Source organism: Saccharopolyspora oryzae, assembly GCF_027853915.1.
GTDB lineage: Bacteria > Actinomycetota > Actinomycetes > Mycobacteriales > Pseudonocardiaceae > Saccharopolyspora > Saccharopolyspora oryzae.
Map to the genome: position 1 here is coordinate 36,447 of NZ_JAQGLA010000003.1, position 24,131 is coordinate 60,577.

The 24,131-nt window shown below is 70.5% G+C and carries 23 protein-coding genes; 19 read left to right on the forward strand and 4 right to left on the reverse strand.

Annotated features, from left to right (window positions below):
* Positions 1–31 precede the first annotated feature (31 nt).
* The gene (locus tag OU415_RS02780) at positions 32–478 is read right to left on the reverse strand and encodes a ferritin-like domain-containing protein (protein WP_270946913.1); all 447 of its coding nucleotides are present in this window, start codon (positions 476–478) and stop codon (positions 32–34) included.
* Positions 475–966 (reverse strand): ferritin family protein, encoded by a 492-nt coding sequence (locus OU415_RS02785; RefSeq protein ID WP_270946914.1) that lies wholly within the window; start codon positions 964–966, stop codon positions 475–477. The genes OU415_RS02780 and OU415_RS02785 overlap by 4 nt, the downstream gene beginning before the upstream one ends.
* Before the next feature lie 256 nt (positions 967–1,222).
* Here OU415_RS02785 and rimP point away from each other — a divergent pair, with 256 nt between their 5' ends.
* From rimP to OU415_RS02820, 7 genes are all read left to right on the forward strand, one after another.
* Positions 1,223–1,780: a ribosome maturation factor RimP gene (rimP, locus tag OU415_RS02790; protein ID WP_270946915.1), complete on the forward strand. Its 558-nt coding sequence runs from the start codon at positions 1,223–1,225 to the stop codon at positions 1,778–1,780.
* A complete protein-coding gene (nusA, locus tag OU415_RS02795; RefSeq protein ID WP_270946916.1) occupies positions 1,777–2,832 on the forward strand; it encodes a transcription termination factor NusA in 1,056 nt (351 codons plus the stop codon). Before rimP ends, nusA begins: the two co-directional genes overlap by 4 nt.
* Positions 2,833–2,977: 145 nt before the next feature.
* Positions 2,978–3,259 carry a YlxR family protein gene (locus OU415_RS02800; protein ID WP_408641767.1) on the forward strand — a complete coding sequence of 94 codons (282 nt, stop codon included), beginning with the start codon at positions 2,978–2,980 and terminating at the stop codon, positions 3,257–3,259.
* A gap of 92 nt (positions 3,260–3,351) precedes the next feature.
* Positions 3,352–6,285, forward strand: coding sequence for a translation initiation factor IF-2 (infB, locus tag OU415_RS02805; RefSeq protein ID WP_270946917.1), 2,934 nt, complete (start codon positions 3,352–3,354; stop codon positions 6,283–6,285).
* 61 nt (positions 6,286–6,346) lie between these two features.
* Positions 6,347–6,640 (forward strand): DUF503 domain-containing protein, encoded by a 294-nt coding sequence (locus OU415_RS02810; protein ID WP_270946918.1) that lies wholly within the window; start codon positions 6,347–6,349, stop codon positions 6,638–6,640.
* A gap of 131 nt (positions 6,641–6,771) precedes the next feature.
* Positions 6,772–7,272 carry a 30S ribosome-binding factor RbfA gene (rbfA, locus tag OU415_RS02815; RefSeq protein WP_270946919.1) on the forward strand — a complete coding sequence of 167 codons (501 nt, stop codon included), beginning with the start codon at positions 6,772–6,774 and terminating at the stop codon, positions 7,270–7,272.
* Between the two features lie 42 nt (positions 7,273–7,314).
* Positions 7,315–8,394, forward strand: a complete 1,080-nt coding sequence (locus OU415_RS02820) for a DHH family phosphoesterase (RefSeq protein WP_270946920.1) — start codon at positions 7,315–7,317, stop codon at positions 8,392–8,394.
* A gap of 190 nt (positions 8,395–8,584) precedes the next feature.
* On the opposite strand, the gene OU415_RS02825 is transcribed toward OU415_RS02820, so the two are convergent.
* Complete coding sequence (locus OU415_RS02825; protein WP_270946921.1) at positions 8,585–9,112, reverse strand: CGNR zinc finger domain-containing protein; 528 nt, start codon at positions 9,110–9,112, stop codon at positions 8,585–8,587.
* Between the two features lie 115 nt (positions 9,113–9,227).
* Between OU415_RS02825 and OU415_RS02830 the strand changes: the two genes are divergently transcribed.
* Positions 9,228–10,556, forward strand: a complete 1,329-nt coding sequence (locus tag OU415_RS02830) for an MATE family efflux transporter (protein WP_270946922.1) — start codon at positions 9,228–9,230, stop codon at positions 10,554–10,556.
* A 7-nt stretch (positions 10,557–10,563) separates the two neighbouring features.
* On the opposite strand, the gene def is transcribed toward OU415_RS02830, so the two are convergent.
* On the reverse strand, positions 10,564–11,064 hold the full coding sequence (def, locus tag OU415_RS02835) for a peptide deformylase (RefSeq protein WP_270946923.1): 501 nt from the start codon (positions 11,062–11,064) through the stop codon (positions 10,564–10,566).
* A gap of 49 nt (positions 11,065–11,113) precedes the next feature.
* Between def and truB the strand changes: the two genes are divergently transcribed.
* The 11 genes from truB (at position 11,114) to OU415_RS02890 (ending at position 24,089) form a co-directional block, all read left to right on the forward strand.
* Entirely contained in the window at positions 11,114–12,058 is a 945-nt protein-coding gene (truB, locus tag OU415_RS02840; RefSeq protein ID WP_408641768.1) for a tRNA pseudouridine(55) synthase TruB, read from the forward strand.
* A 116-nt stretch (positions 12,059–12,174) separates the two neighbouring features.
* Entirely contained in the window at positions 12,175–12,828 is a 654-nt protein-coding gene (locus OU415_RS02845) for a DUF4232 domain-containing protein (RefSeq protein WP_270946925.1), read from the forward strand.
* A 112-nt stretch (positions 12,829–12,940) separates the two neighbouring features.
* Entirely contained in the window at positions 12,941–13,927 is a 987-nt protein-coding gene (locus tag OU415_RS02850) for a bifunctional riboflavin kinase/FAD synthetase (protein WP_270946926.1), read from the forward strand.
* Positions 13,928–14,094: 167 nt separating this feature from the next.
* Entirely contained in the window at positions 14,095–14,577 is a 483-nt protein-coding gene (locus OU415_RS02855) for a helix-turn-helix domain-containing protein (RefSeq protein WP_270946927.1), read from the forward strand.
* 186 nt (positions 14,578–14,763) lie between these two features.
* A complete protein-coding gene (gene thpR / locus OU415_RS02860; RefSeq protein ID WP_270946928.1) occupies positions 14,764–15,333 on the forward strand; it encodes an RNA 2',3'-cyclic phosphodiesterase in 570 nt (189 codons plus the stop codon).
* 154 nt (positions 15,334–15,487) lie between these two features.
* The gene (gene rpsO / locus OU415_RS02865; RefSeq protein ID WP_270946929.1) at positions 15,488–15,757 is read left to right on the forward strand and encodes a 30S ribosomal protein S15; all 270 of its coding nucleotides are present in this window, start codon (positions 15,488–15,490) and stop codon (positions 15,755–15,757) included.
* A 242-nt stretch (positions 15,758–15,999) separates the two neighbouring features.
* Positions 16,000–18,246 (forward strand): polyribonucleotide nucleotidyltransferase, encoded by a 2,247-nt coding sequence (locus OU415_RS02870; RefSeq protein WP_270946930.1) that lies wholly within the window; start codon positions 16,000–16,002, stop codon positions 18,244–18,246.
* A gap of 96 nt (positions 18,247–18,342) precedes the next feature.
* Positions 18,343–19,686 carry a M16 family metallopeptidase gene (locus OU415_RS02875; RefSeq protein WP_270946931.1) on the forward strand — a complete coding sequence of 448 codons (1,344 nt, stop codon included), beginning with the start codon at positions 18,343–18,345 and terminating at the stop codon, positions 19,684–19,686.
* A gap of 285 nt (positions 19,687–19,971) precedes the next feature.
* Positions 19,972–20,718 carry a 4-hydroxy-tetrahydrodipicolinate reductase gene (gene dapB / locus OU415_RS02880; RefSeq protein ID WP_270946932.1) on the forward strand — a complete coding sequence of 249 codons (747 nt, stop codon included), beginning with the start codon at positions 19,972–19,974 and terminating at the stop codon, positions 20,716–20,718.
* 28 nt (positions 20,719–20,746) lie between these two features.
* Positions 20,747–21,199 (forward strand): hypothetical protein, encoded by a 453-nt coding sequence (locus OU415_RS02885; protein ID WP_270947111.1) that lies wholly within the window; start codon positions 20,747–20,749, stop codon positions 21,197–21,199.
* Between the two features lie 1,066 nt (positions 21,200–22,265).
* Entirely contained in the window at positions 22,266–24,089 is a 1,824-nt protein-coding gene (locus OU415_RS02890; RefSeq protein WP_270946933.1) for a hypothetical protein, read from the forward strand.
* The last annotated feature ends 42 nt before the right edge of the window (positions 24,090–24,131 follow it).

The window sequence follows — 24,131 nt, forward strand, 5'->3', positions numbered from 1 at the left end:
ACCCGAGCAACGCAACCCCCCAACAGGCTTTTCAGGCTTGGCCGGGGAAGGCCTGCGCGGCGGGCTGCTGACCGATGGTGAGGCGCCACCGCGTCGCGCGGGTCGCCGCGGTGGTCAGCCCGTCCAGCGCGGTGCTGCGCAGCCCCGGGTCGTCGGTGTTCTCCAGCACCGAACGCCATCCGGTCTGGCAGTCGGTCTCCGCCTTGACCAGCAGCTCGATCGCCGAGCCCTGGTCGGTCACCTGCGCGCCCACGTCGTACGCGGGCTGTGCCGACGGCGCGGTCTGACCCGCGCCGCGGATCACCTTCACCGCCGTGTCGCGCACCCGCTTGTGCTGCTCGATCGCGTCGTTGATCGCGTTGTGCACGCGCGATTCGGTGGCGTAAGCGGTCGTCAAGCCGTACACCCACACCGCCGCGTGCTCGGCGTCCAACGCGCTGCGCAGCGCGTTGCCCGCTTCTTCCGAGAGCTCGGTCACCCCAACACCTCCAGCAGGCTCGCGCAGCTCGCCGAGATCGATCCCACCAGTCCCGCCCGGTAGCCCGGCAGGCCCGGCACCAGCTTCGACGCCTGGTCCTGAGCAGCGCCCAGCGCATCGGACAACGCCTGCGACGCCGCGCCGGCCGACCCCGGAGCCTGCTGCGGAGCGGCTTCCGGCACCGACGGCGGGTCCTCGGGATCGCGCGGGTTGACCCGGTCGATCTCCTGCTGCAGGGCGTCCGCGTGCGTGCTGCGCGCGTTCGCGATCTCGTTGGCCACCTCGGCCAGCTTCGCGTGCGCCTGCGCCACCGCCTTGGCCAGCTGGGCGTCGGACTTCGCCGCTTCCGCCAGCGCCAGCAGCTGGTCGGGCTCGTCGGGAGCGGAGCTGCACGCCGTGGTCAGCGCGGCGACGACCGGGGCTGCCGCGATCAACCGCAGGACGCTGCGCCGGCCCAGCACCGACCGGTCTCGCGAGGGGGAATCCACGCCGACCTATCCTGCCAGGCGACCAGGTCGACCGGTGTTCGGGCACCGGCCCCCGGCATGATCCGAACGGTCCCCGCCACGATCCGCCGATCGTAGGGATCCCACGGCGCGCTCGGGTGCGGACGGACGCGATACCCTGGGCGACCGCGACCAGCACGTGCAGCACTGGTCGCGGACCTCGCGCGCGCCGACCGGCGCCGCGCGACTCCGCCAGGTCTGTGAACGGACCGCGATCGAAACTTGGGAGTGTGCCAACGTGTCCAGCCCGCCGCGTGGTGAGATCACCGCGCAGCTGGAGCCCGTCGTAGCCGAGGTCTTGACCCGGATGGGCTTCGACCTGGAGGAGCTCGGCGTGCAGCAGGCCGGCCGCCGTCGCCTGGTCAAGGTCGTCATCGACTCCGACGAGGGAGTCGGGCTCGACGAGATCTCCGTCGTCAGCCGTGAGGTCGCGAAGGTGCTGGACGCGCACGAGCACGTCCTGGCCGGTTCTTACACGCTCGAGGTCACCTCGCCGGGCGTGGATCGGCCGCTGACCCGTCAGCGGCACTGGCGCCGCGCCCGCAACCGCCTGGTCAAGATGCGTCTGGCCGACGGCGAGCAGTTGGTGGCGCGGGTCGGGGAAGCCGATGATGACGGTGTCACCGTGCTGGTCGGCGGTGAACTGCGCCGGGTGGCCTTCCGCGACGTGGAGCGCGCGGTGGTCGAGGTGGAATTCCAGCAGCCACCGGCGGAGGATTTGGTCAAGCTGGAGCGGGCTGCGGGCGGCGCCTCCCAGCAGGGAGACGACCGGGAAGACACGGAGGAGTCGAGGTGAACGTCGACATCGCGGCGCTGCGTGCGATCGAACGCGACAAGGAAATCCCGTTCGAGACGGTCCTTGAAGCGATCGAATCGGCACTGCTCACCGCTTACCGCCACACCGAGGGGCACGAGCCGCACGCCCGGGTGGAGGTGGACCGCAAGACCGGCGTCGTCCGGGTCCTGGCGCACACCTTGGCCGCCGACGGCAGCGTGCAGGACGAGTGGGACGACACCCCGGAGGGCTTCGGGCGGATCGCGGCGACGACCGCGCGGCAGGTCATCCTGCAGCGGTTGCGCGACGCCGAGCACGAGCGCACCTTCGGCGAGTTCTCCACCAAGGAGGGGGAGATCCTCGGCGGTGTCATCCAGCGCGACGCGCGCGCGAACTCGCGCGGCATGGTCGTCGTGCAGGTCGGGGACAGCGAGGGCGTGATCCCGTCCGCCGAGCAGGTCCCCGGCGAGAACTACGACCACGGCACCCGGATCAAGTGCTACGTCTACGGCGTCTCGCGCAGCGCGCGGGGCCCGCAGATCTCGCTGTCGCGCACCCACCCGAACCTGGTTCGGAGGCTGTTCGCGCTGGAGGTCCCGGAGATCGCCGACGGCACCGTGGAGATCCCCGCGGTGGCGCGCGAGGCCGGGCACCGCTCCAAGATCGCGGTGCGCTCGACCGTGCCCGGCGTCAACGCCAAGGGCGCCTGCATCGGCCCGATGGGCGCGCGGGTGCGCAACGTGATGAGCGAGCTCGGCGGCGAGAAGATCGACATCATCGACTACTCGGACGACCCGGCGACCTTCGTCGGCAACGCGCTGTCGCCGGCCAAGGTAGTCTCGGTGGAGGTCGTCGACGAACGCACCAAGACCGCGCGGGTGGTCGTGCCGGACTTCCAGCTCTCGCTGGCGATCGGCAAGGAAGGCCAGAACGCCCGGTTGGCGGCGAGGCTGACCGGTTGGCGCATCGACATCCGCAGTGATGCAGACCCCACCACGAGCGCTGCCCCAGCGCACCCGGAGGATCTGGACCCCGCGGTGGACGGTGTGCAGACCGCGGGTTCGGCCGAGTGACGTCGTCGGGTTAGAATCGATGGCAGGCTGACGCGAGGGAGCAACGATCCGCACACGTGTGTCCGGCGAGCACGGCGAGAGCCGTGGGCCGGTTCGTACCTGCGTGGGGTGTCGTACCCGGACGTCGCCAGTTGAGCTGCTGCGCGTGGTCGCCGAGGTCGACGGGGATTCTCCCGTCGTCGTTCCCGATCCGCGACGTCGGCGGCCGGGCCGGGGAGCCTGGTTGCACCCCGATCCGGCATGCCTGCGTCTGGCAGAGCGGCGCCGGGCGTTCCCGCGAGCACTTCGCGTGCGGGGATCACTCGACACCTCGGCCGTGCACGAGCACTTCGGTGCCGAGCAACCGCAGCAGGCGGCTCAAGACAGGACCGACGCGGGATCCGTCCCGCGCCAGGCAACTGAAGGAAAGCAGGTCGACCCGTCATGAATCAGCCGTGAAGCTGAAGCCATGAACGCGCATCGGCGATAGGACGAGGTCGAGCGGGACTGCCGCCCGGCCTCACCCAGATGAGGAGAGCAGTGGCAGGCAAGGCCCGCGTACATGAGCTCGCCAAAGAGCTCGGTGTTACCAGCAAGGAAGTACTGAACAAGCTCGCCGAGCAGGGCGAGTACGTGAAGTCTGCGTCGTCCACCGTGGAGGCCCCGGTGGCCCGCAGGTTGCGCGACGCCCTCAACAAGTCGTCCAAGAAGAGCGACGGCGGCAAGCCCGCTTCGGCAGAGCCGAAGCCCGCGCGCCCGGAATCGGGTGCACCGAAGCCCGGCCCGAAGCCGGGCCCCAAGCCCGGTCCGCGTCCGGAAGCTCCCGCTGCGGAGCGCCCGAAGCCGGGTCCGAAGCCCGGTCCGCGTCAGCCCGAGCCGCAGGCCAAGCCCGCCGAACAGGCTCCGGCCGCTCCGGCGGCGAAGGCCGAGCAGGCTCCGGCCGCTCCGGCGCCCAAGCCCGAGCAGGCCCCGGCCCCGGCGGCCCGGTCCGAGCACAAGCCGGGCCCCAAGCCCGGTCCGAAGCCCGGCCCGAAGGCTCCCAAGCCCGGCCCGCGCCAGCCGCGCGTCGGCAACAACCCGTTCGGCGTCGGCAGCGGTGCGCCGCAGCAGCGCCCGCCGCGTCCGGGGCCCGGTCCCCGGCAGCAGGGCGGTGGCCAGGGCGGCCCCGGTCGTCAGGGCGGCGAGCGCCGTCAGGGCGGCGGCCAGGGTGCCGGTTCCGCTCCGGCGGCGGGCAACGCGCCGCGCGGTGACGGTGGCTCGCGTCCGAACCCGGGCATGATGCCCCCGCGCCCGAACCCCGGCATGATGCCGCCCCGTCCGCCGCGCAGCGGTGGCGGTCCCGGTGGTGGCCGTGGTGGCGGTGGCCGTGGTGGCCCCGGTGGCGGCGGTCGTCCCGGCGGTGGCGGCGGTGGCCGTCCCGGTGGTGGCGGCGGCTTCCGCGGTGGCGGCGGCGGTGCGCCCGGTGGCGGCGGCGGTGCCCCGGCAGGCGGTGGCTTCCGCGGTCGTCCCGGCGGCGGTGGCCGCCCGGGTGGGCCCGGTGGCCGCGGTGGTGCGGCCGGCGCGTTCGGCCGTCCCGGTGGTCCCGCGAAGCGCGGCCGCAAGTCGAAGCGGCAGAAGCGCCAGGAGTACATGGAGAACATGCAGGCGCCGTCGGTCGGCGGCGTCCGCCTCCCGCGCGGTGGCGGCGAGACCGTTCGCCTGCGCCGCGGTGCTTCGCTGACCGACTTCGCCGAGAAGATCAACGCCAACCCGGCTTCGCTGGTGCAGGCGATGTTCCACCTCGGTGAGATGGTGACCGCGACCCAGTCCGTCTCCGACGAGGTGCTGGAGCTCCTCGGCCAGGAGATGAACTACAAGGTCGAGATGGTCTCGCCGGAGGACGAGGACCGGGAGCTGCTGGAGTCGTTCGACATCAGCTACGGCGACCCGAACAGCTCCGAGGAGGAGCTGCAGGCGCGTCCGCCGGTCGTGACCGTGATGGGTCACGTCGACCACGGTAAGACGCGACTGCTCGACACCATCCGGAAGGCGAACGTGCAGGCCGGTGAGGCGGGTGGCATCACCCAGCACATCGGCGCCTACCAGGTCGTCACCGAGCTGGAGGGCAACGAGCGCCCGATCACCTTCATCGACACCCCGGGTCACGAGGCGTTCACCGCCATGCGTGCTCGCGGTGCCAAGTCGACGGACATCGCCGTGCTGGTGGTGGCCGCTGACGACGGTGTCATGCCGCAGACGGTGGAAGCGATCAACCACGCCCAGGCGGCCAACGTGCCGATCGTGGTCGCGGTCAACAAGATCGACGTCGAGGGTGCGAACCCGCAGAAGATCCGCCAGCAGCTGACCGAGTACAACCTGGTCGCCGAGGAGTACGGCGGCGAGACCATGTTCGTCGACATCTCGGCGAAGCAGGGTGTCAACATCGAGAGCCTGCTCGAGGCGATCCTGCTGACCGCGGACGCCACGCTGGACCTCCGGGCCAACCGGAACATGCCGGCGCAGGGTGTGGCGATCGAGGCGCACCTGGACCGCGGTCGCGGTCCGGTGGCCACGGTGCTGGTCCAGCGCGGCACGCTCCGCGTCGGTGACTCGGTGGTCGCCGGTGACGCCTACGGCCGCGTCCGCCGGATGATCAACGAGAACGACGAGGACGTCGTCGAGGCGCTGCCGTCGCGGCCGGTGCAGGTCATCGGCTTCACGTCGGTGCCGGGTGCCGGTGACACCTTCCTGGTGGTCGACGAGGACCGGGTGGCGCGGCAGATCGCCGACCGCCGCGGTGCTCGCATCCGGGAAGCGCAGAACGCGGCCAAGCGCAAGCGCGTCAGCCTCGAGGACCTGGACAAGGTGCTCAAGGAGACCAACCAGCTGAACCTGATCATCAAGGGTGACAACTCGGGTACCGTCGAGGCGCTCGAGGAATCGCTGATGAAGATCGAGGTCGGCGACGAGGTCGAGCTGCGGGTCATCCACCGCGGCGTCGGTGGCATCAACGAGTCCGACATCAACCTCGCAACCGCGGAGAACACCATCGTCCTGGGCTTCAACGTCCGGGCCGAGGGCAAGGCGGCCGAGGTCGCCAACCGCGAGGGCGTGGAGATCCGGTACTACTCGGTGATCTACCGGGCCATCGAGGACATCGAGCAGGCGCTCAAGGGCATGCTCAAGCCGGAGTACGAGGAAGTCGAACTCGGCAAGGCGGAGGTCCGCGAGGTCTTCAAGTCCTCCAAGGTCGGCACCATCGCCGGTTGCATGGTCACCGAGGGCATCATCAAGCGCAACGCCAAGGCACGTCTCCTGCGCGACAGCGTGGTGGTCGCCGAGAACCTCAGCGTCAACTCGCTGCGCCGGTTCAAGGACGACGCCACGGAGGTCCGCGAGGGCTTCGAGTGCGGTCTGACCCTGGGGTCGTACAGCGACATCAAGGTCGGCGACATCATCGAGCCCTACGAGATGCGCGAGAAGCCGCGCGACTGATTCGCAGTCCGCAGGGGGTCGTCGTCCGACGGCCCCCTGCGTTCTCGCGGTGGGGGACCCCATGTATGTCGGTGTGCTCGAACTCGACGTGCTGCTCGGCGACGTCCGCTCGCTGAAGCAGAAGCGCGCCGTGGTGCGGCCGGTGGTGGCCGAGCTGCGGCGGCGCTTCGAAGTCGCGGTCGCCGAGGCCGGGAACCAGGACCTGCACCGCCGTGCGCTGGTCGGCATCGCGGCGGTGTCCGGCGACGCCTCGCACGTGCGCGAAGTGCTGGACGCCTGCGAGCGGTTGGTCGCCGCCCGCCCCGAACTCGAACTGCTTTCGGCCCGGCAGCGCATGCTCGGCCCGGAGGACTGAAGAGGTGGTCCGCGGATCCCCGCGACCTCGTCCTGAGAAGGACTCCCCAGAACGTTCCGCTCCTCGTGCGGGCGGCTGAGCGGCCCGTGCCGCTCCCCAACTGAACTGAACTTTCCCGAAGGAGGTGCGCCGTGGCTGATACGGCGCGCGCCCGCAGGCTCGCCAAGCGGATCGCCCAGATCGTCGCGTCCGGGCTGGAGTACGAGGTCAAGGATCCGCGACTGGCGATGGTGACGATCACCGACGCCAGGGTCACCCCCGACCTGCGGGACGCAACTGTCTACTACACGGTCTTCGGCGACGACGCCGACTACGCCTCGACCGCCGCCGCGCTGGCCAGCGCGACCGGGGTCCTGCGCTCCCGCGTCGGCCAGCAGACCGGTGTGCGGTTCACGCCCACGCTGAAGTTCGTGGCGGACACGGTCCCGGACCAGGCCCGGCACATGGAGGAGCTGCTCGCGAAGGCCAAGGAGGCCGACGCGGAGGTGGCCCGGTTGGCGTCCGGCGCGGAACACGCCGGGGACGCCGATCCGTACCGCGAGACCACCGTCGATGATGAGATCGACACCGACGGTGCGGAACCGGAGTCGATTTCCGACGCCGATGTGCGTCGTGGGCCACAGAGTGGTTGAGTCGCAGCGCATCATCAGGTGCGTTGTGCACGGGTGACCGCAATGGTCGCCGTTGCCGTGGAGGTGAACCGGGTGCGCGGGCTGTCCGAAGCAGAGGGTGCGGGCGAGAGGCCCGGTGCCGTTGCAGATCCGGTGGCGTCAGCCGTGTCGGAGGCCGCGCGCAAGCTGGCCGATGCCACGGACGTGACGCTGTTCGCCCACGTCAACCCCGATGCGGACGCGCTCGGCAGCGCGCTCGCGCTGGGGCGGGCGTTGCGGCGGCGGGGATGCCGGGTGCGCGTGTCGTTCGGCACGCCGGACCAGCCGCCGGCCTCGCTGCGCGATCTCGACGTCGACGGCCTGGTCGTGCCCGTCGACGAGGTGCCCGCGGCGCCGCCGACCCTGGTGGTGTGCGACACCGGCAGCCTGCAGCGGCTCGGGCGGTTGGCCGATCGGGTCGGCGCGACCATCGCGGCCGGTGGCGACGTCATCGTGATCGACCACCACGTCTCCAACACGCGCTACGGCACGCTGCACGTGGTGGACGAGCGCGCCGAGGCGACCGTGATGATCGTCGTGCGGCTGCTCGACGAACTCGGCGTGGAACTGGACCTGCCGACCGCGCGCTGCCTGTACGCGGGGCTGGTCACCGACACCCGTTCCTTCCGGCACGCCAGTGCCAGCACGCACCGCGTTGCGGCGCGGCTGCTGGACGCGGGCGTGGATCCCGAGGCGACCACGCGCCCGCTGCTCGACACCCATCCGTTCGGCTGGATGGGCATGCTCTCTGGTGTGCTCGGTGCGGCTGAGCTCGAGCCGGCCGCTGCGCGCGGGATGGGGTTCGTGCACGCCACGGTCCGCCTGACCGACTCCGACGGCCTGCGCAGCGAGGAGCTCGACAGCGTCATCGACGTGCTGCGCACGACCAGCGAGGCCGAGGTGACTGCGGTGCTCAAGGAGATGGCACCGCGGCACTGGTCGGTGTCGCTGCGCGCCGACAGCCTCCTGGACGTGGGCCACGCTGCGGCGGCTTGCGGCGGTGGAGGACACCACCTCGCCTCGGGCTTCACCGCCCAGGGCGAGCCGGAGGACATCATCGACTCGATCCGCAAGGCCCTCGACGAGGCTCCGCTGCTCGACTGATCCGCCGGTTCGACGAGGTCTCCCACCTCCCGGTTCCGGAGCCGGTCACACTCAAAATTCCATTGAAATCGGACGTCCGATTTCAATGGAATTTGCGGGAGTTCTCCGCAGGCGTCGGAACCTGTGCTCAGGTCCTGACACGCCGGGTCCCGACACGCCGGTGGGGCGCAGTTTCAATTGAAACTGTGATTCACGTTCGGCGGCGGGCTCGGAAGGCCGCGACGTGCATGCGGTTCGCGCAGCGCGGGGAGCAGAAGCGTTTGGCCTGGTTGGTCGAGGTGTCCAGGTAGTAGGTGTCGCAGCCGTCGGCTTCGCAGCGGCCCCAGCGGGTCGTTCCGTGCTGGACGACTCCCTGCGCCAGACCCCACGCCGCGGCGGCAGCGACTTCGTCGACCGCCGGTGCGTCCGGGCCTGCGACGTGGAGGTGCCAGTTGGGGATGCCGTGGTGTCCGCCGTGGCTGGAGAGCCGCGGCCGGGGCGGATGCGCGGAGAGCAGGGCGTTGATCTCCGCGAGCGCGGCTTCGCCATCGTTGGTGACCAGGGCGTCCAGGGTTCGGCGCAGCCCATCGGCGACCGCGCGCAGCACCGGGAGGTCCGGTTCGGCGAGTCGGTCGGCCCACCAGGGTTCGTCGTGGACCGCGGCGCGGACGGCGTCGAGGCTGCTCAGGTCGGCGTTGGCGATCCGCAGCGCTACGTCGACGTAATCAGCGTTGTCCATCAGCGGTCCTTACCGTAGCCTGGCATGTCAGGGGCGAAACTGTACTTCGTAGCTTATCCCGCCGAGCCGGGGAGCCGCCCTGATCGATCCGAGCACGTGCTGATCTGGAGGAAGTGTGTCCGAGCAAGCGGAGCGCGTCGCGCCGCGGAAGTTGTTCGCGCTCGCGGTACCGGCGCTGGGCGTGCTCGCCGCCGAACCGCTGTACGTGCTCGTCGACACCGCGGTGGTCGGACACCTCGGTGCCGTCCCGCTGGCCGGTCTCGCGCTCGGCGGCACCCTGTTCACGCTGATCTCCAGCCAGCTGACGTTCCTGACCTACGGCACCACGGCGCGCACTGCGCGGCTGCACGGTGCCGGACGTCGCAAGGACGCCGTCGCGGAAGGCGTCCAGGCGACCTGGCTGGGCATCGCGGTCGGCATCGTGCTCCTGCTGCTGGCCCAGCTGGTGGCGGTGCCGGTCGCCGAGCTGCTCGCCGGGCCCGGACCGGTCGCCGACGCGGCCGCGACCTGGCTGCGCATCGCGCTCTGCGGCGCTCCGCTCGTGCTGATCACGATGGCCGGCAACGGCTGGATGCGCGGGGTGCAGGACACCGCGCGCCCGCTGCGGTACGTGCTGGTCGGCAACGGTGTGTCGGCCGTGCTGTGCCCGCTGTTCGTCTACCCCTTCGGCTGGGGGCTGGAGGGTTCGGCGATCGCGAACCTGGTCGGCCAGACCATCGCCGCCTCCCTGTTCGTCCGAGCGCTCGTCGTGGAGCAGGTCGCGCTGAAGCCGCAGCCGGCCATGATGCGGGCCCAGCTCGGCCTCGGGCGCGACCTGGTGCTGCGCACGCTGGCCTTCCAGGTGTGCTTCCTGTCGGCGACGTCGGTGGCCGCCCGCACCGGTGCCGAAGCCGCAGCCGCGCACCAGGTGGTCTGGCAGCTCTGGACGTTCCTGGCGTTGGTGCTGGACTCGCTGGCGATCGCCGCGCAGTCGCTGGTCGGGGCGGCGCTGGGCGCGGGTTCGGCGCCGCGCGCCAAGGCGATCGCCAAGCAGGTCACCTGGTACGGCCTGGCGTTCGGGATCATCCTGGGCGTCCTGTTCGCGGTGCTCACGATCCCGCTGCCTGCGGTGTTCACCTCGGACGCCGCAGTCCTGGCGACGATCCCGCACGCCTGGTGGTTCTTCGTCCTGCTGCAGCCGGTGGCCGGTGTGGTGTTCGCCCTGGACGGGGTGTTCCTCGGCGCGGGCGACGCCGCCTACCTCCGCACCGCAACGCTCCTGAGCGCCTTCATCGGCTACCTCCCGCTGATCTGGCTCTCCCTGGCCTTCGACTGGGGCCTGGCGGGCATCTGGACCGGTCTCTCGATGTTCATGGTCCTGCGCCTGATCACCCTGCTGCTGCGGGCCCGCTCCGGACGCTGGGCGATCACCGGCGCCACCAGGACCCAGCCCGCCACCGCCTGAACGCGGATCAGCGCTGCCAGAACCATTCCTGGTCGCGGATCTGGCTGAACGCTTCGCGGCGGGTCTCGGGGTCGAGGCGCTGGATGTAGACCTTGCCGTCGAGGTGGTCGGTCTCGTGCTGGAGGCAGCGGGCCATCAGACCGGTGCCCGACACCGTGACCGGCTCGTTCGCCATGTCGACGCCGCGCACCACCGCGCGCTGCGCCCGGCGGGTGTTGAAGCCGAGGTTGGGCAGGGACAGGCACGCTTCGACGCCGTCCTGCGTCTCCTCGGACAGCTCCACGAGTTCCGGGTTGAGCACGTAACCGATCTCGCCGTCCACGTTGTAGCTGAACGCCCGCACGCCGATGCCGATCTGCGGCGCGGCCACCCCGGCGTGGCCGGGTGCGTCGACGGTGTCCAGCAGGTCGGTGACGATGGCGCGCAGCCGCTGGTCGAACTCGGTGATCGGTTCGGCCGGCATGCGCAGGATGGGATCGCCGAATCGCCGGATCGGTCGGAACGCCACTTCAACCTCCTCGCTCGCCTCCCACCGTATCGCCGGCGCGACCCAGGCGATGGTCGTCCAACCAGGTCGGGGAAGATGGTGCGTCGTGTCCGAGCACTCCCGTAAAGCACGTCCCACCGTTCCGCCCGGCCTGCTCGTGGTCGACAAACCGGCGGGGATGACCTCGCACGACGTCGTCTCGCGGGTCCGCCGCATCATGGGCACCCGCAAGGTCGGCCACGCCGGAACCCTGGATCCGATGGCCACCGGCGTGCTGGTGCTGGGCCTGGAGCGAGCGACCAAGCTGCTCGGCCACCTGGCCCTGGACACCAAGGCCTACCTGGCGACCATCCGGCTGGGCGCGACGACCACCACCGACGACGCCGAGGGCGAGTTCCTGTCCGAAGTGGACGCGTCCACGGTGGACGAGTCCGCGATCCGCGCCGGGATCGCCGAGCTGACCGGGGACATCCAGCAGGTGCCCAGCGCGGTCAGCGCGGTGAAGATCAACGGCCGCCGGGCCTACGACCTCGTGCGCCAGGGCGAGGAGGTCGAGCTGGCGGCCCGGCCGGTCACGGTCTCCCGCTTCGACGTGCTCGGCCTGCGCCGCACCGAGCGCATCACCGAGCTGGACGTGCTGGTCGAGTGCTCGTCCGGGACCTACGTGCGGGCGCTGGCCCGCGATCTGGGCGCCGGCCTCGGCGTCGGCGGTCACCTCGGCGAGCTCCGCCGCACCCGGGTCGGCCCGTTCGGGCTGGCCACCGCGCGCACCCTGGACCAGCTGGAGGCCGAGCCGGGGCTGTCGATGAGCCTCGACGAGGCGGTGGAGACCGCTTTTCCGCGCCGCAACGTGGACTCGACCGTGGCTCGCGCACTTTCGCACGGCCAGCTGGTGCCGGCCGCCGGTGTCGAGGGCACCTACGGGATGTTCGATCCGGAGGGGCGCGCGGTCGCGCTGGTCCGCGATCGCGGCCGGACCGCCAAGCCGGTGCTGGTGATCATCCCGGGGAATTGACCGGTATTTCTCCCTTCGCAAGCGTTCTCGGTGACCTGGGCCACATCGCAGGAACCCGTCCCGACGTGAGCCGTCCCACGACTAGTCCGAACGAGCGACGAGGAAGTGGGGACAGCATGCGCAAGCGATTAGTCGGGGCGACCGTCGTGCTGGCGGCGGGTTTGGCGCTGAGCGGATGCTCTGGAGGAAGTGGTTCGGGGCATGTCATCGGCAGCGCGGATCCGCAGGTCGACAACCAGACGGTCGCATCCGACGCCGCTCAGCCCGAGACCGATGCGCAGCAGCCCGAGGGCAAGACGGAGAGCTCCGGCGACAACGGGTTGTCCGGTGAGGACCGGCCCTGCACCGGCCGGGACCTGACCGTTGCGTACCAGTCCGGAGAGGTGGCCCCGTCGGGCGGCGAGGGCAAGCTGACGGCGACCAAGAAGGACGCGAACGACCCCTGCGTCCTGAGCAACTACCCCGAGCTCCGGCTGCTCGACGAGAGCGGCAAGCCGGTGTCGACGACGGTGCAGCACGGCCTGCAGCCCGCGCCGTCCCGGGTGCCCATGCCGGGCCCGGCCTACGACATGGCGATGGCCTCGTTGAAGTGGACCACCTCGGAGGGCTGCGGGACGACCCCGGCCAAGCTCGCGGTGAACTTCACCGCCTCCGACGACTGGAGCGACGCCGCCGAGGTCCCGGTGAACACCAGCGAGCAGGACGCCTTCAGCGCGCTCTGCGCGGGCTCGGCCGTGGACGTCTCCGCCTTCGAAGCCGGCGTCAGCTGACCTGCCGGGGGCGCGAGCGCGGTGACGGCCATGCTCGCGCCCCGTGCTGTGAGTCGCGGCACGGGCGATGGCTTTCCGTCGTTCGGTTGGTCGAGCAGTAGGCTTCGTGGTCGTGCAGCGATGGCGTGGTTTGGAGCAGCTTCCCGGCGGCTGGGGACGGTGCGTGGTCACCATCGGTGTCTTCGACGGCGTGCACCGAGGGCACCAGCAACTCATCTCGCACGCGGTGCGGCAGGCGCGGCGCCGCGGCGTGCCGTGCGTGCTGATGACCTTCGACCCGCATCCGTCGGAGGTGGTGCGGCCGGGCAGCCACCCGGCGCAGCTGACCACCCTGCGGCGGCGGGCGGAACTGGCCGAGCAGCTCGGCGTGGACGTGTTCTGCGTGCTGCCGTTCACCCGCGAGGTCTCCCGCATCCCGGCGGAGGAGTTCGTGCACGAGATCCTGGTCGAGAAGCTGCACGCGGCCGAGATCGTGGTGGGGGAGAACTTCACCTTCGGGCACAAGGCGGCGGGCAACATCGAGCTGCTGGCCAAGCTGGGGGAGCGGTTCGGCTTCGACGTCGAGTCCGACGCCCTGGTGTCCGGCCCGGTCGAGCGGACCGACGACCCGTCGGGGGCTTCGGTGACGTTCTCGTCGACCTACATCCGGTCGTGCATCGACGCCGGTGACGTGGTCGCTGCGGCGTCCGCGCTGGGCCGCGACCACCGCCTGGAGGGCATCGTGGTGCGCGGGGCCGGGCGCGGCGGCAAGGAGCTCGGTTTCCCCACCGCGAACCTGTCCACCCCGCCGCACGCGGCGATCCCCGCCGACGGCGTCTACGCCTGCTGGTTCACCCACCGCCGCCGCGGCTCGAAGGAGCCCGGCCGCACGCTGCCCGCAGCCGTCTCGGTGGGCAGCAACCCGACGTTCTCCGGCACCGAGCGCACCGTCGAGGCCTACGTGCTCGACGTCGACGCCGACTTCTACGGCGAGCACGTCGACCTGGACTTCGTGCGGCGGCTGCGGGCGATGGAGCGCTTCGACAGCGTCGAGGCGCTGATCGAGCAGATGAACCTCGACGTCGCCGAGACCCGCCGGATCCTGGCGGCGGACGGGTGAATCCGGGCAAGTCGGGTCCCCGAACGGAGCAGCCGCGCCGTCCGAGCGGACCAGGGCGCGCCGGGCGGATTTCCGATTCTCGCTCGCGTCCGGCCAATGACCTGGCAGTATTCAGTGCCGGAGCGGCCAGGCGTGATCAGGTCGGCGCCGAGATTGGGGGACCGAAGGTGGCGGAGAGCAGCAACGTCCAGCGGAATCTGGCCCTGCAGCGGCAGTGGTACGGCGAACCGCTGGGCGATCGCGTGCGCCGCTTGGTCGTCGCCTTCCGCATCTCGCAGGCCCAGCTCGCCGACGTGCTCGGCATCAGCGCCCCGATGCTCAGCCAGGTGATGAGCGGCCGCCGCGCCAAGATCGGCAACCCGCAGGTGCTGGCCCGGCTGGTGATGCTCGAGCGCAAGGTGCTCATCCCCGGCGTCGTGTCCGGTGAGGCCGAGGCGATGAAGCAGGCGCTGGAGGACGTCCGCCAGTCGCAGCCGTCGGTGGGGCGGGACGACCTGCCGGTCAAGCACGTCGCCAACGGCGAAGAAGCGGCCTGGCCGGTCCTGCGCGAGGTGGCCAAGCCCAACGAGCTCGAAGCCGCGGCGTCCATCCTGGAAGGCCGCTACCCGCGCCTGGCGGGCCTGCTCCGCCGCGCCGCCAACGGCGACTGACCCGCCCCGCCCACCGGGCGCTGCGCCTTGCGGGGATCCGCAGTTTCAATTGAAACTGCGACCCAAGGACCGCAGTTTCAATTGAAACTGTGGTTCCCACCCGCGGCGAATCGCGGTTTCAAGTGAAACTGCGGGGCGCGGGGTCGTGAGTAGTTTGGGTGGTGGGACGCGCGCCTGGAGGTGGGTATGCGCCTGTTCACCGCGCTGTGGCCGTCGGCTGAGGCGGTGCGGCACCTGGCCGCCGCGGTCGATCGGCTGGACCCGGAGCGGTTGGCCCGGGCGACGGAGGGACTGCGGAAGTTCCGCTTCGTCGAGCCCGAGCGCTGGCACCTGACGTTGTGCTTCCACGGTGACGACGCCGATCAGGAGCAGGTGACCGAACGGCTGGAGCACCGGGTGGCGCGGCTGCGGAACACCGATCCCGCGCCTCCGCGGCTGCGGTTGGCGGGCAGCGGGGTGTTCCGCGGCGTGCTGTGGGTCGGCGTCGAACCGGCCGATGAGGACGATGAGCGGGGACTGCGCGACCTCGTGCACGCGGCCGGCGGGAATCCGCGCGGGTACCGGGCCCACCTCACCGTCGGCCGGTGGGTGGCCGGGCGGCCGGACCGGGAGCTGCTGCCCGGGCTGTTCGCCGGTTACGCCGGGCCTTGGTGGCAGTCGCGCGAACTGGCCGTGGTGTGCAGTGACCTGCGGGAAGGCGGCCCGACGTACCGGACCGTGCACCGGGTCGGGGTGACGCGCGAGTCATCGGGTTGACCCGGTAGTAGCAGGCCGTCCTGATATCCTGACCGGTGGAGCGGCTGCAGTCCGTGGTGGCCGTCTCCGGCCCGGTGTTCGATTCGGGCGCCGGACCCGTTCCCGGCCGGATCGGCCGGGTGCACTTGACACGGGACATCGAAGGAGTCAACTCGTGGCTTTGTCCACTGCAGAGAAGAAGCAGATCCTGGCCGAGTACGGCCTCAAGGACGGCGACACCGGTTCGCCCGAGGCCCAGGTGGCCCTGCTCACCAAGCGGATCATCGGTCTGACCGAGCACCTCAAGCAGCACAAGCACGACCACCACTCGCGTCGTGGTCTGCTGCTGATGGTCGGTCGTCGCCGCCGTCTGCTCAACTACCTGACCAAGGTGGACATCGAGCGCTACCGTTCGCTGATCAAGCGACTCGGCCTGCGCCGTTGACGAACGCCGAGGGGAGTGGCCAGCGGGCCGCTCCCCTCGGTGCATGAACCGGCGCTGAGGCGCCGTTGCAACAGAAGAGCGCTCACGGTGGTACGCACCGGGCAGGCGTCCGCCGGTCCTCGGTAGTGGCTGCCGGGCAAGTCGTCGCAATGACGTTCCCGGGGGCTTCGATCGATGGCCGGCCTCGTCGGACCACGACCCGGATGCACCTGCCGTGGGCCTCGTGAGGATGAGGAGTCATCTTGACCGAACCCCAGATCGACGAGGGTGTTTACGAAGCGACCGCCGTGCTCGACAACGGCGCCTTCGGCACCCGCACCGTCCGCTTCGAGACCGGACGGCTGGCCAAGCAGGCCGCGGGCAGCGTCGTCGCCTACCTCGACGACGAGACCATGCTGCTGTCGGCCACCTCGGCCTCGAAGCAGCCGAAGGAGCACTTCGACTTCTTCCCGCTGACCGTCGACGTCGAGGAGCGGATGTACGCTGCGGGCCGCATCCCCGGCTCGTTCTTCCGCCGCGAGGGCCGTCCCTCCACCGACGCGATCCTGACCTGCCGGCTGATCGACCGGCCGCTGCGCCCGTCCTTCGTGGACGGTCTGCGCAACGAGATCCAGGTCGTCGTCACCGTGATGAGCCTGGCCCCGGGCGACCTCTACGACGTGCTGGCGATCAACGCCGCGTCGGCGTCCACGCAGGCCTCCGGTCTGCCGTTCTCCGGCCCGATCGGCGGCACCCGGATGGCGCTGATCGACGGCCAGTGGGTCGCCTTCCCGACCCACGAGCAGCTCGAGCGCGCCGTGTTCGACATGGTCGTCGCGGGCCGCATCGTCGGTGACGACGTCGCGATCATGATGGTCGAGGCCGAGGCCACCGAGAAGACCGCGCAGCTGGTCGGCGAGGGCGCCCAGGCCCCGACCGAAGAGGTCGTCGCCGCTGGTCTGGAGGCGGCCAAGCCGTTCATCCGGACCCTGTGCCAGGCGCAGCAGCAGCTCGCGCAGGCGGCCGGCAAGGCCGCCCAGGAGTTCCCGGTGTTCCCGGCCTACGCCGAGGACGCCTTCACCGCCGTCGAGCAGGCCGTTTCCGCGGACCTGGCCGAGGCGCTGAAGATCGCCGGCAAGCAGGAGCGGGAGTCCCGGCTCGACGAGATCAAGGCGTCGGTGCTGGAGAAGGTCGCCACCGGTGCGGGCGAGCAGTTCGAGGGACGCGAGAAGGAGCTCGGCGCCGCCTTCCGCTCGCTGACCAAGAAGCTGGTGCGCCAGCGCATCATCCGCGACCAGGTCCGCATCGACGGCCGCGGTCTGACCGACATCCGCAGCCTGTCCGCCGAGGTCGGCGTGATCCCGCGGGCCCACGGCTCGGCGCTGTTCGAGCGCGGCGAGACCCAGATCCTGGGCGTCTCCACGCTGAACATGCTGCGGCTGGAGCAGACCATCGACTCGTTGTCCCCGGAGACGACGAAGCGGTACATGCACCACTACAACTTCCCGCCCTACTCGACCGGTGAGACCGGCCGGGTCGGCAGCCCGAAGCGGCGCGAGATCGGCCACGGTGCGCTGGCCGAGCGCGCGCTGATGCCGGTGCTGCCGTCGCGCGAGGAGTTCCCGTACGCGATCCGCCAGGTCTCCGAGGCGCTGGGCTCCAACGGCTCCACCTCGATGGGCTCGGTCTGCGCCTCGACGCTGTCCCTGCTCAACGCGGGTGTGCCGCTGAAGGCGCCGGTCGCGGGCATCGCCATGGGTCTGGTCTCCGACGAGATCGACGGCAAGACCCACTACGTGGCGCTGACCGACATCCTCGGTGCCGAGGACGCCTTCGGCGACATGGACTTCAAGGTCGCAGGCACGAAGGAGTTCGTGACCGCCCTGCAGCTGGACACCAAGCTGGACGGCATCCCGTCCGAGGTGCTGGCGCAGGCGCTCGGCCAGGCCCGCGACGCCCGGTTCACCATCCTCGAGGTGATGGCCGAGGCGATCGGCAAGCCCGACGAGATGAGCCCGCACGCCCCGCGCGTGACCTCCATCAGCATCCCGGTGGACAAGATCGGCGAGGTCATCGGCCCGAAGGGCAAGATGATCAACTCGATCACCGAGGAGACCGGCGCGGAGATCACCATCGAGGACGACGGCACGATCTACGTCGGTGCCGCCGACGGCCCGTCCGCGGAGGCCGCGATCGACAAGATCAACGCCATCGCGAACCCGCAGCTGCCGAAGGTCGGCGAGCGCTTCCTGGGCACCGTGGTCAAGACCGCGGCGTTCGGCGCGTTCGTCTCGCTGCTGCCGGGCAAGGACGGCCTGGTGCACATCTCCAAGCTGGGCAACGGCAAGCGCATCGGCAAGGTCGAGGACGTGGTGAACGTCGGCGACAAGCTGCGCGTGGAGATCGCCGACATCGACAGCCGCGGCAAGATCAGCCTGGTGCTGGTCAGCGACGAGGACGAGAAGTCCGAGGCCGCGGCCGAGCCGGAAGGCGAGAAGTCGGAGCAGTGATCTGCGACTGACCGTTCGACGCGGCCCGTCCCGGCAAGCCCGGGGCGGGCCGTATCGTTTGAGTGCACCAATCCGCCCGAACACTCTCGTGGGGACATGAAGCAGCAGAAGCAGATCGTCGGTGGCCACCTGCAACGCCCCGGGACCACCCGGGTCCTCGGGCGCAGCGGTGACGCCGCCGTGCGGCGCACCGTGCTACCGGGCGGATTGCGGGTCGTGACCGAGCCGGTGCCCGGCGTCCGCTCCGCCTCGGTCGGGATCTGGGTCGGGGTGGGCTCGCGCGACGAGGGCAAACCGCAGGCCGGTGCCGCGCACTACCTCGAACACCTGCTGTTCAAGGGGACCGCCAAGCGCACCGCGGTGGACATCGCGCAGCAGATCGACGGCGTCGGCGGTGAGCTCAACGCGTTCACCGCCAAGGAGCACACCTGCTACTACGCGCACGTCCTGGACCGCGACCTGCCGCTGGCCGTGGACATGCTCTGCGACGTGGTCTTCGACGCGGTGAACGCGAAGTCCGATGTGGACGTCGAGCGCAGCGTGGTGCTCGAGGAGATCGCGATGCGCGACGACGACGCCGAGGACCTGCTGCACGAGCTGTTCAGCTCGGCGGTGCTGGGCGACCACCCGCTCGGCCGGTCGGTGCTGGGCAGCGAGGAATCGATCACCGGCATGACCCGGGCGCGGGTGCACGGCTTCTACCGCAGCCGCTACGAGATGCCGAAGATGGTGATCGCGGCGGCCGGCAACGTCGAGCACGGTCGCGTGCTGCGCCTGGTCCGCAAGGCCCTCGGCGACCGCTTGACCGGCGAGGAGCTGCCGGCGCCGCCGCGCGCCGGGCGCGCCCGGTTACCGAAGCAGAAGCGCGTGGTGCTGCAGCCCGACGACACCGAGCAGGCACACCTGCTGATGGGGTGCCGCAGCTTCGACCGCTACGACGAGCGCCGCTTCGCGCTCGGGGTGCTCAACGCCGCGCTCGGCGGCGGGATGAGCTCCCGGCTGTTCCAGGAGATCCGCGAGCGGCGCGGCCTGGCCTACTCGGTCTACTCCTCGACCACGGCCTACTCCGACGCCGGCACGTTCTCGGTGTACGCGGGCTGCACGCCGGACCGGCTCGGCGAGGTCGCCCGGGTGATCCGCGGCGTGCTCGCGGGCGTCGCCGCGGACGGTCTGAGCGAGGACGAGGTGGAGCGCGGGCGCGGGCAGCTGCGCGGTGGCCTGGTGCTCGGCCTGGAGGACAGCGCGGCGCGGATGAGCCGCATCGGCAAGACCGAGCTGAACTACGGCCGCCACTTCACGGTAGAGCAGACCCTCGAGCGCATCGACGCGGTCACCACCGAGGACGTCGCGGAGCTCGCGGCGGAACTCCTCCGCCGCCCCCTCACCACGGCCGTCGTCGGCCCCTACAACACCCTCGAAGAACTCCCCGACGGCGTCTGAGCCCCGGTCCGACGCAAATTCAATGGAAATCGGACGTCTGATTTCCATTGAATTTGCGGACCTCCGCGGGCGGCGGGTGGCCAGGGGCTGGTGCCGGTGTGGCCGCAGTTTCAATTGAAACTGCGGTCCGGCGTGGGGGAGATCTGCAGTTTCAATTGAAACTGCAGATCGGAGGCCGGGAGTCGGAGCGCCGGAGGTGGGCCTGGTCGGGGTGTGTCCGGTCGGGGTGAGGTGCGCGCATAGACTCGGGGTGGTTCGGTGCCGGGGTGGAAAGGTAGTCGTCACGTGAGCATCAAGGTCGGTGTGCTGGGCGCCCGCGGGAGGATGGGTTCCGAGGCGGTTCGCGCCGTCGGCGAGGCCCCCGACACCGAGCTGGTCGCCGCGATCAACCGCGAGGACGACCTGTCCGGGCTGGTCGCGGCCGGTGCGCAGGTGGCCGTCGACCTCACCCACCCGGATTCGGTGCTGGACAACGTCAAGTTCTGCGTTGAGAACGGCATCCACGTCGTGGTCGGCACCAGCGGCCTCGGGGAACCGGAGCTGGCGCAGATCCGGTCCTGGCTGGCCGAGCGCCCGGAGGTCGGGGTGCTGGTCGCGCCGAACTTCGCCATCGGCGCGGTGCTGTCGATGCGGTTCGCCGAGCTGGCCGCGAAGTTCTTCGAGTCCGTCGAGATCGTCGAGCTGCACCACCCGAAGAAGGCCGACGCCCCGTCCGGGACGGCCGCGCGCACCGCGCAGGTGATCGCGCAGGCGCGCGCCGAAGCCGAGCTGGGCGAGGTTCCGGACGCGACGACCAAGGAGCTCGACGGCGCCCGAGGTGCCGACGTCGACGGGGTGCGCGTGCACTCGGTTCGGATGACCGGGCTCGTCGCCCACCAGGAGGTGCTGTTCGGCACCGAGGGCGAGACGCTGACGATCCGGCACGACTCCTACGACCGCCGCTCGTTCATGCCGGGCGTGCTGCTGTCGATCCGCGAGGTCGGCAACCGGCCCGGCGTGACCGTCGGGCTCGACGCGCTGCTGGGGATCTGAGTTGGCCGAGTCGAAGCAGCGCAAGTTGCTGACCGCGCGGACCTCGGCGTTCGTGGTGGCGGCGGTGCTGCTCGTCTACCTGGTGATCATGGGTGAGCGCGCCGTCACGATGATCGTCAGCGGACAGCCGGTGTTCATCGCGCTCGGCGTGGCGATCTTCGTGCTGCCGGTGCTCGGCGCGGTGCTCGTGGTGGACCAGCTGCGTTTCGGCGCGAGCACCGAGCGGCTGGCCCGGCGGCTGCACGACGAAGGTGCCCTGCCGGACGTCTCGCACCTGCCGCTGCGGCCGTCCGGTCGCGTCGAGCGGGAAGCCGCGGACGCGTGGTTCGACGAGAAGCAGACCGAACTCGAGGCGGAGCCGGGGGATTGGCGCCGCTGGTTCGCCCTCGCGCAGGCCTACGACCTGGCCGGTGACCGCAACCGCGGCCGCAAGGCGATGCGCCGCGCGATCGAGATGGAACGCGGGGACGCGCCGAGCTAGACACGTCGGCGGCGGGCGCGCTGCCGGCAGGTCGGGCCGCGGTAGCGCGGTGGATCGGATGCGCAGGCGCATGCCGCACTCGAGGCAGCGCTCCTCGGTTCCGTGACGCCGCTGCGAAGACGTGTCGCGGAACGAGCCGCCTTCCGTGACGGCCGAAGATCGCACTCCTCGTCACCGGTCCACCGGCAAGCAGGGCAACGCCACCGCGCGTGTCGGCTGCTGGCCGACGGTCGGCCGGTTCGAGCCCTGGTTCGCGACGCGACCGCACCGGCCGCCGCGGCGGGGATCGAGCGGGTCGTGCTCAGCACGGTCGCCACGGCGTCGACCGAATTCCCCGGCGCGGCGGCGAAAGCGCAGATCGAGCAGTACCTGCGCGACCGGGTCGCGATGCCCACCGTGAGACCAAGAAGAGCTGGGAGGCGGGCTGCCGCTGGCACGCCGACATCGAAGCACTGCGCGTGATCCACCCCGGACTGCGCACCTTCACCGACTGGCTCGCCGAATGCGGCGCGGCAGCACTTCGCGCCCACCTCAGCTGGTCTCCGCACGTGAGCGCGGAATAGCTTTTCGCGCCCACGAGCGCAGTTTCGGCGATCCGTTCGCGGGCGGTGGAAATGTTTCCCGTGTTAAATCCACGACCTCTGTCCGGGTGAATTCCGATGAGCGCGGGGAATTCGTCGGCGAGGAACGGGGATGATCTCATCCAGTGGTTCGGCGTTGACACTTCGCGTTGCCGTGCCGATGATTTCAGCCATGTCGAGGTTCGGCACTCTCGTCGCTCGCCTGCACGTCGATCTCGTGCAGCAGGCCAGCGCGCTCTGTCGCGCGCGTTGATCCCCCGCCACTTCTGCGCAGCAGCAACCCGAATTCGCCGGTGATTACCGGCTGCGCAGCCGGGCGCACCATTCCCGGTCCCGAGCGGGGCTAGGCGAACAAGCGCTCTTGGCCTTCGGCGTCGAGAGCTCGGCAGCTATTCGCTCCATTTCCGGTCGTGCCGCCATTTCCGGCCGCACGGCGGTTCAAGCACGCCCGAAGCCGGGCACCCCACCGATTGTTCGGAGCACTGATGAAAAGCAGATATCGAAGACTGTTCACCGGGCTGGGCGCTGCACTGGTGGCCGTCGGCGCGGTCACGCTCCCGGTGCCGGACGCCTACGCCGACGTCGAGGTGTCCACCCAGTCGATCAAGGGCGCCGACGGCAAGGACTACACGGTCACCAACCACCTGGTGAAGAGCGCGTTGGAGAAGTCCCAGTCCGACGGCAAGCGCAAGGAATGGTTGCTGGTGTGGGCCGGCGACGAGAACATCGCCGACACCGCGGTGCCGAAGGTCCGCGACCTGCCCGGTTCGCTGACCGGCGGCATCGACGACGTCGCGGATTCCCTGCCGGGGCCGGACTTCCTCGCGGTCATCGACGCGACTCCCGGATCCCCCGGGTACGGCGAGGTCGTCAACACCATCACCGTCGGACCGCTGGTGGAGAACGAGCCGCACCACATGCAGTACGTGTGGCACAAGGGCGACACGATCTACGCCGGTGCGCTCTTCGGCGCGGCGACCTACGCCTTCGACGTCGCCGCGCTGCCGAACGTGAAGCTCAAGGGCATCAGCCTGCCGTCGCAAACCCTCGGTGGTTCCGTGCCCGACGCGTACTGGGTGCTCAAGGACGGCACCGCGTACGCGACGTACATGGGCGGGCCGGTCGCGCCCGGGCCGTACCGGTACGACGACGGTTCGGTGCACATCGGCAACGGTTTCGCCGGGAGCCCCGGTGAAGTGGTGCGGTTCGACGAGAACGCCAAGGTGCTCTCGCAATCGCCGGCCGCGACACCGGGCGGCGACAACGAGAAGCTCTGCGACAACCTGCCGCGGCTCGGCCAGCCGACCTGCGCCAACCCGCACGGGATCCAAGCCCGCGAGGACCTGAACACCCTGGTCACCGCGGACTACGTGGAGCCGCGCAACATCATCCTGGACCCGGTGAAGGCGCCGTCGCCGTACCTGCGGCGCCCGACCGTGCGGACCTGGGACATCTCCGACCGCAACCACCCGAAGCTCAAGGCGGTGTCCTACCTGCCGAACGGCCCGCGCGGTGATGAAGCGGATCCGCTGCACCAGGAGAGCCGCGCGGTGATGGAAACGACCGTCACCAACCTGCCCGGTCACAAGGGCGCTTTCGCCCAGACCATGCAGGGCGGTGCGGTGTTCTACACGCCGGACATCACCGCTGCCGAACCCAAGTGGCGGCAGGTGTTCGACGACGGCGCCGCGAACCAGGGCTTCGACCCGGCCAACGACCGCAACGGCGGCAGCTCCAACGGCGGCTGGATCCAGACCAGCCCGGACGACCGCTTCCTGTACCGCGCGATCGTGGGCCGCCAGCCCGGCACGTTCGGCCCCGACGACCCCGGAACCACCGGTGGCGTCTACACGCTGGACATCTCGAAGCTGGTCGACGCGGGCACCGACGTCCAGTGCTCGATCGACACCAAGCCGGAGGCCGAGCAGGGCGGTGCCGAATCCGACTGCCCGACCTTGTCGGGGGCGACGCCGATCAACCCCGGCCAGCCGGGTGCCGGGCCGCACTGGGGCGCCTACGACAACTTCGTCCGAGGCGCGGATGGTTTCTACCGCGAAACCGACCAGCCGCAGCGGCTCGCGGTGTCGAACTACTTCGTGGCCCGGTCCGGCCTGGACGGTGACCACAAGGTCAACGTCGTGCGCCTCGGGAAGGACGGGAAGGTCGAGGTCGACGACACCTTCCGCGACGAGGTCACCGGGGAGGTGGGCGTGAACTTCAACCGGAAGTCCTGGCCGCACGGCCAGTTCGGCAACGCCAAACCGCACTCGGAGTTGTTCGTGGTCGCCGACCAGGACCTCAAGGGCTGATCGCGAACCCGCCGCGCGGCGATGCCGGTCGCGCGGCGGGAC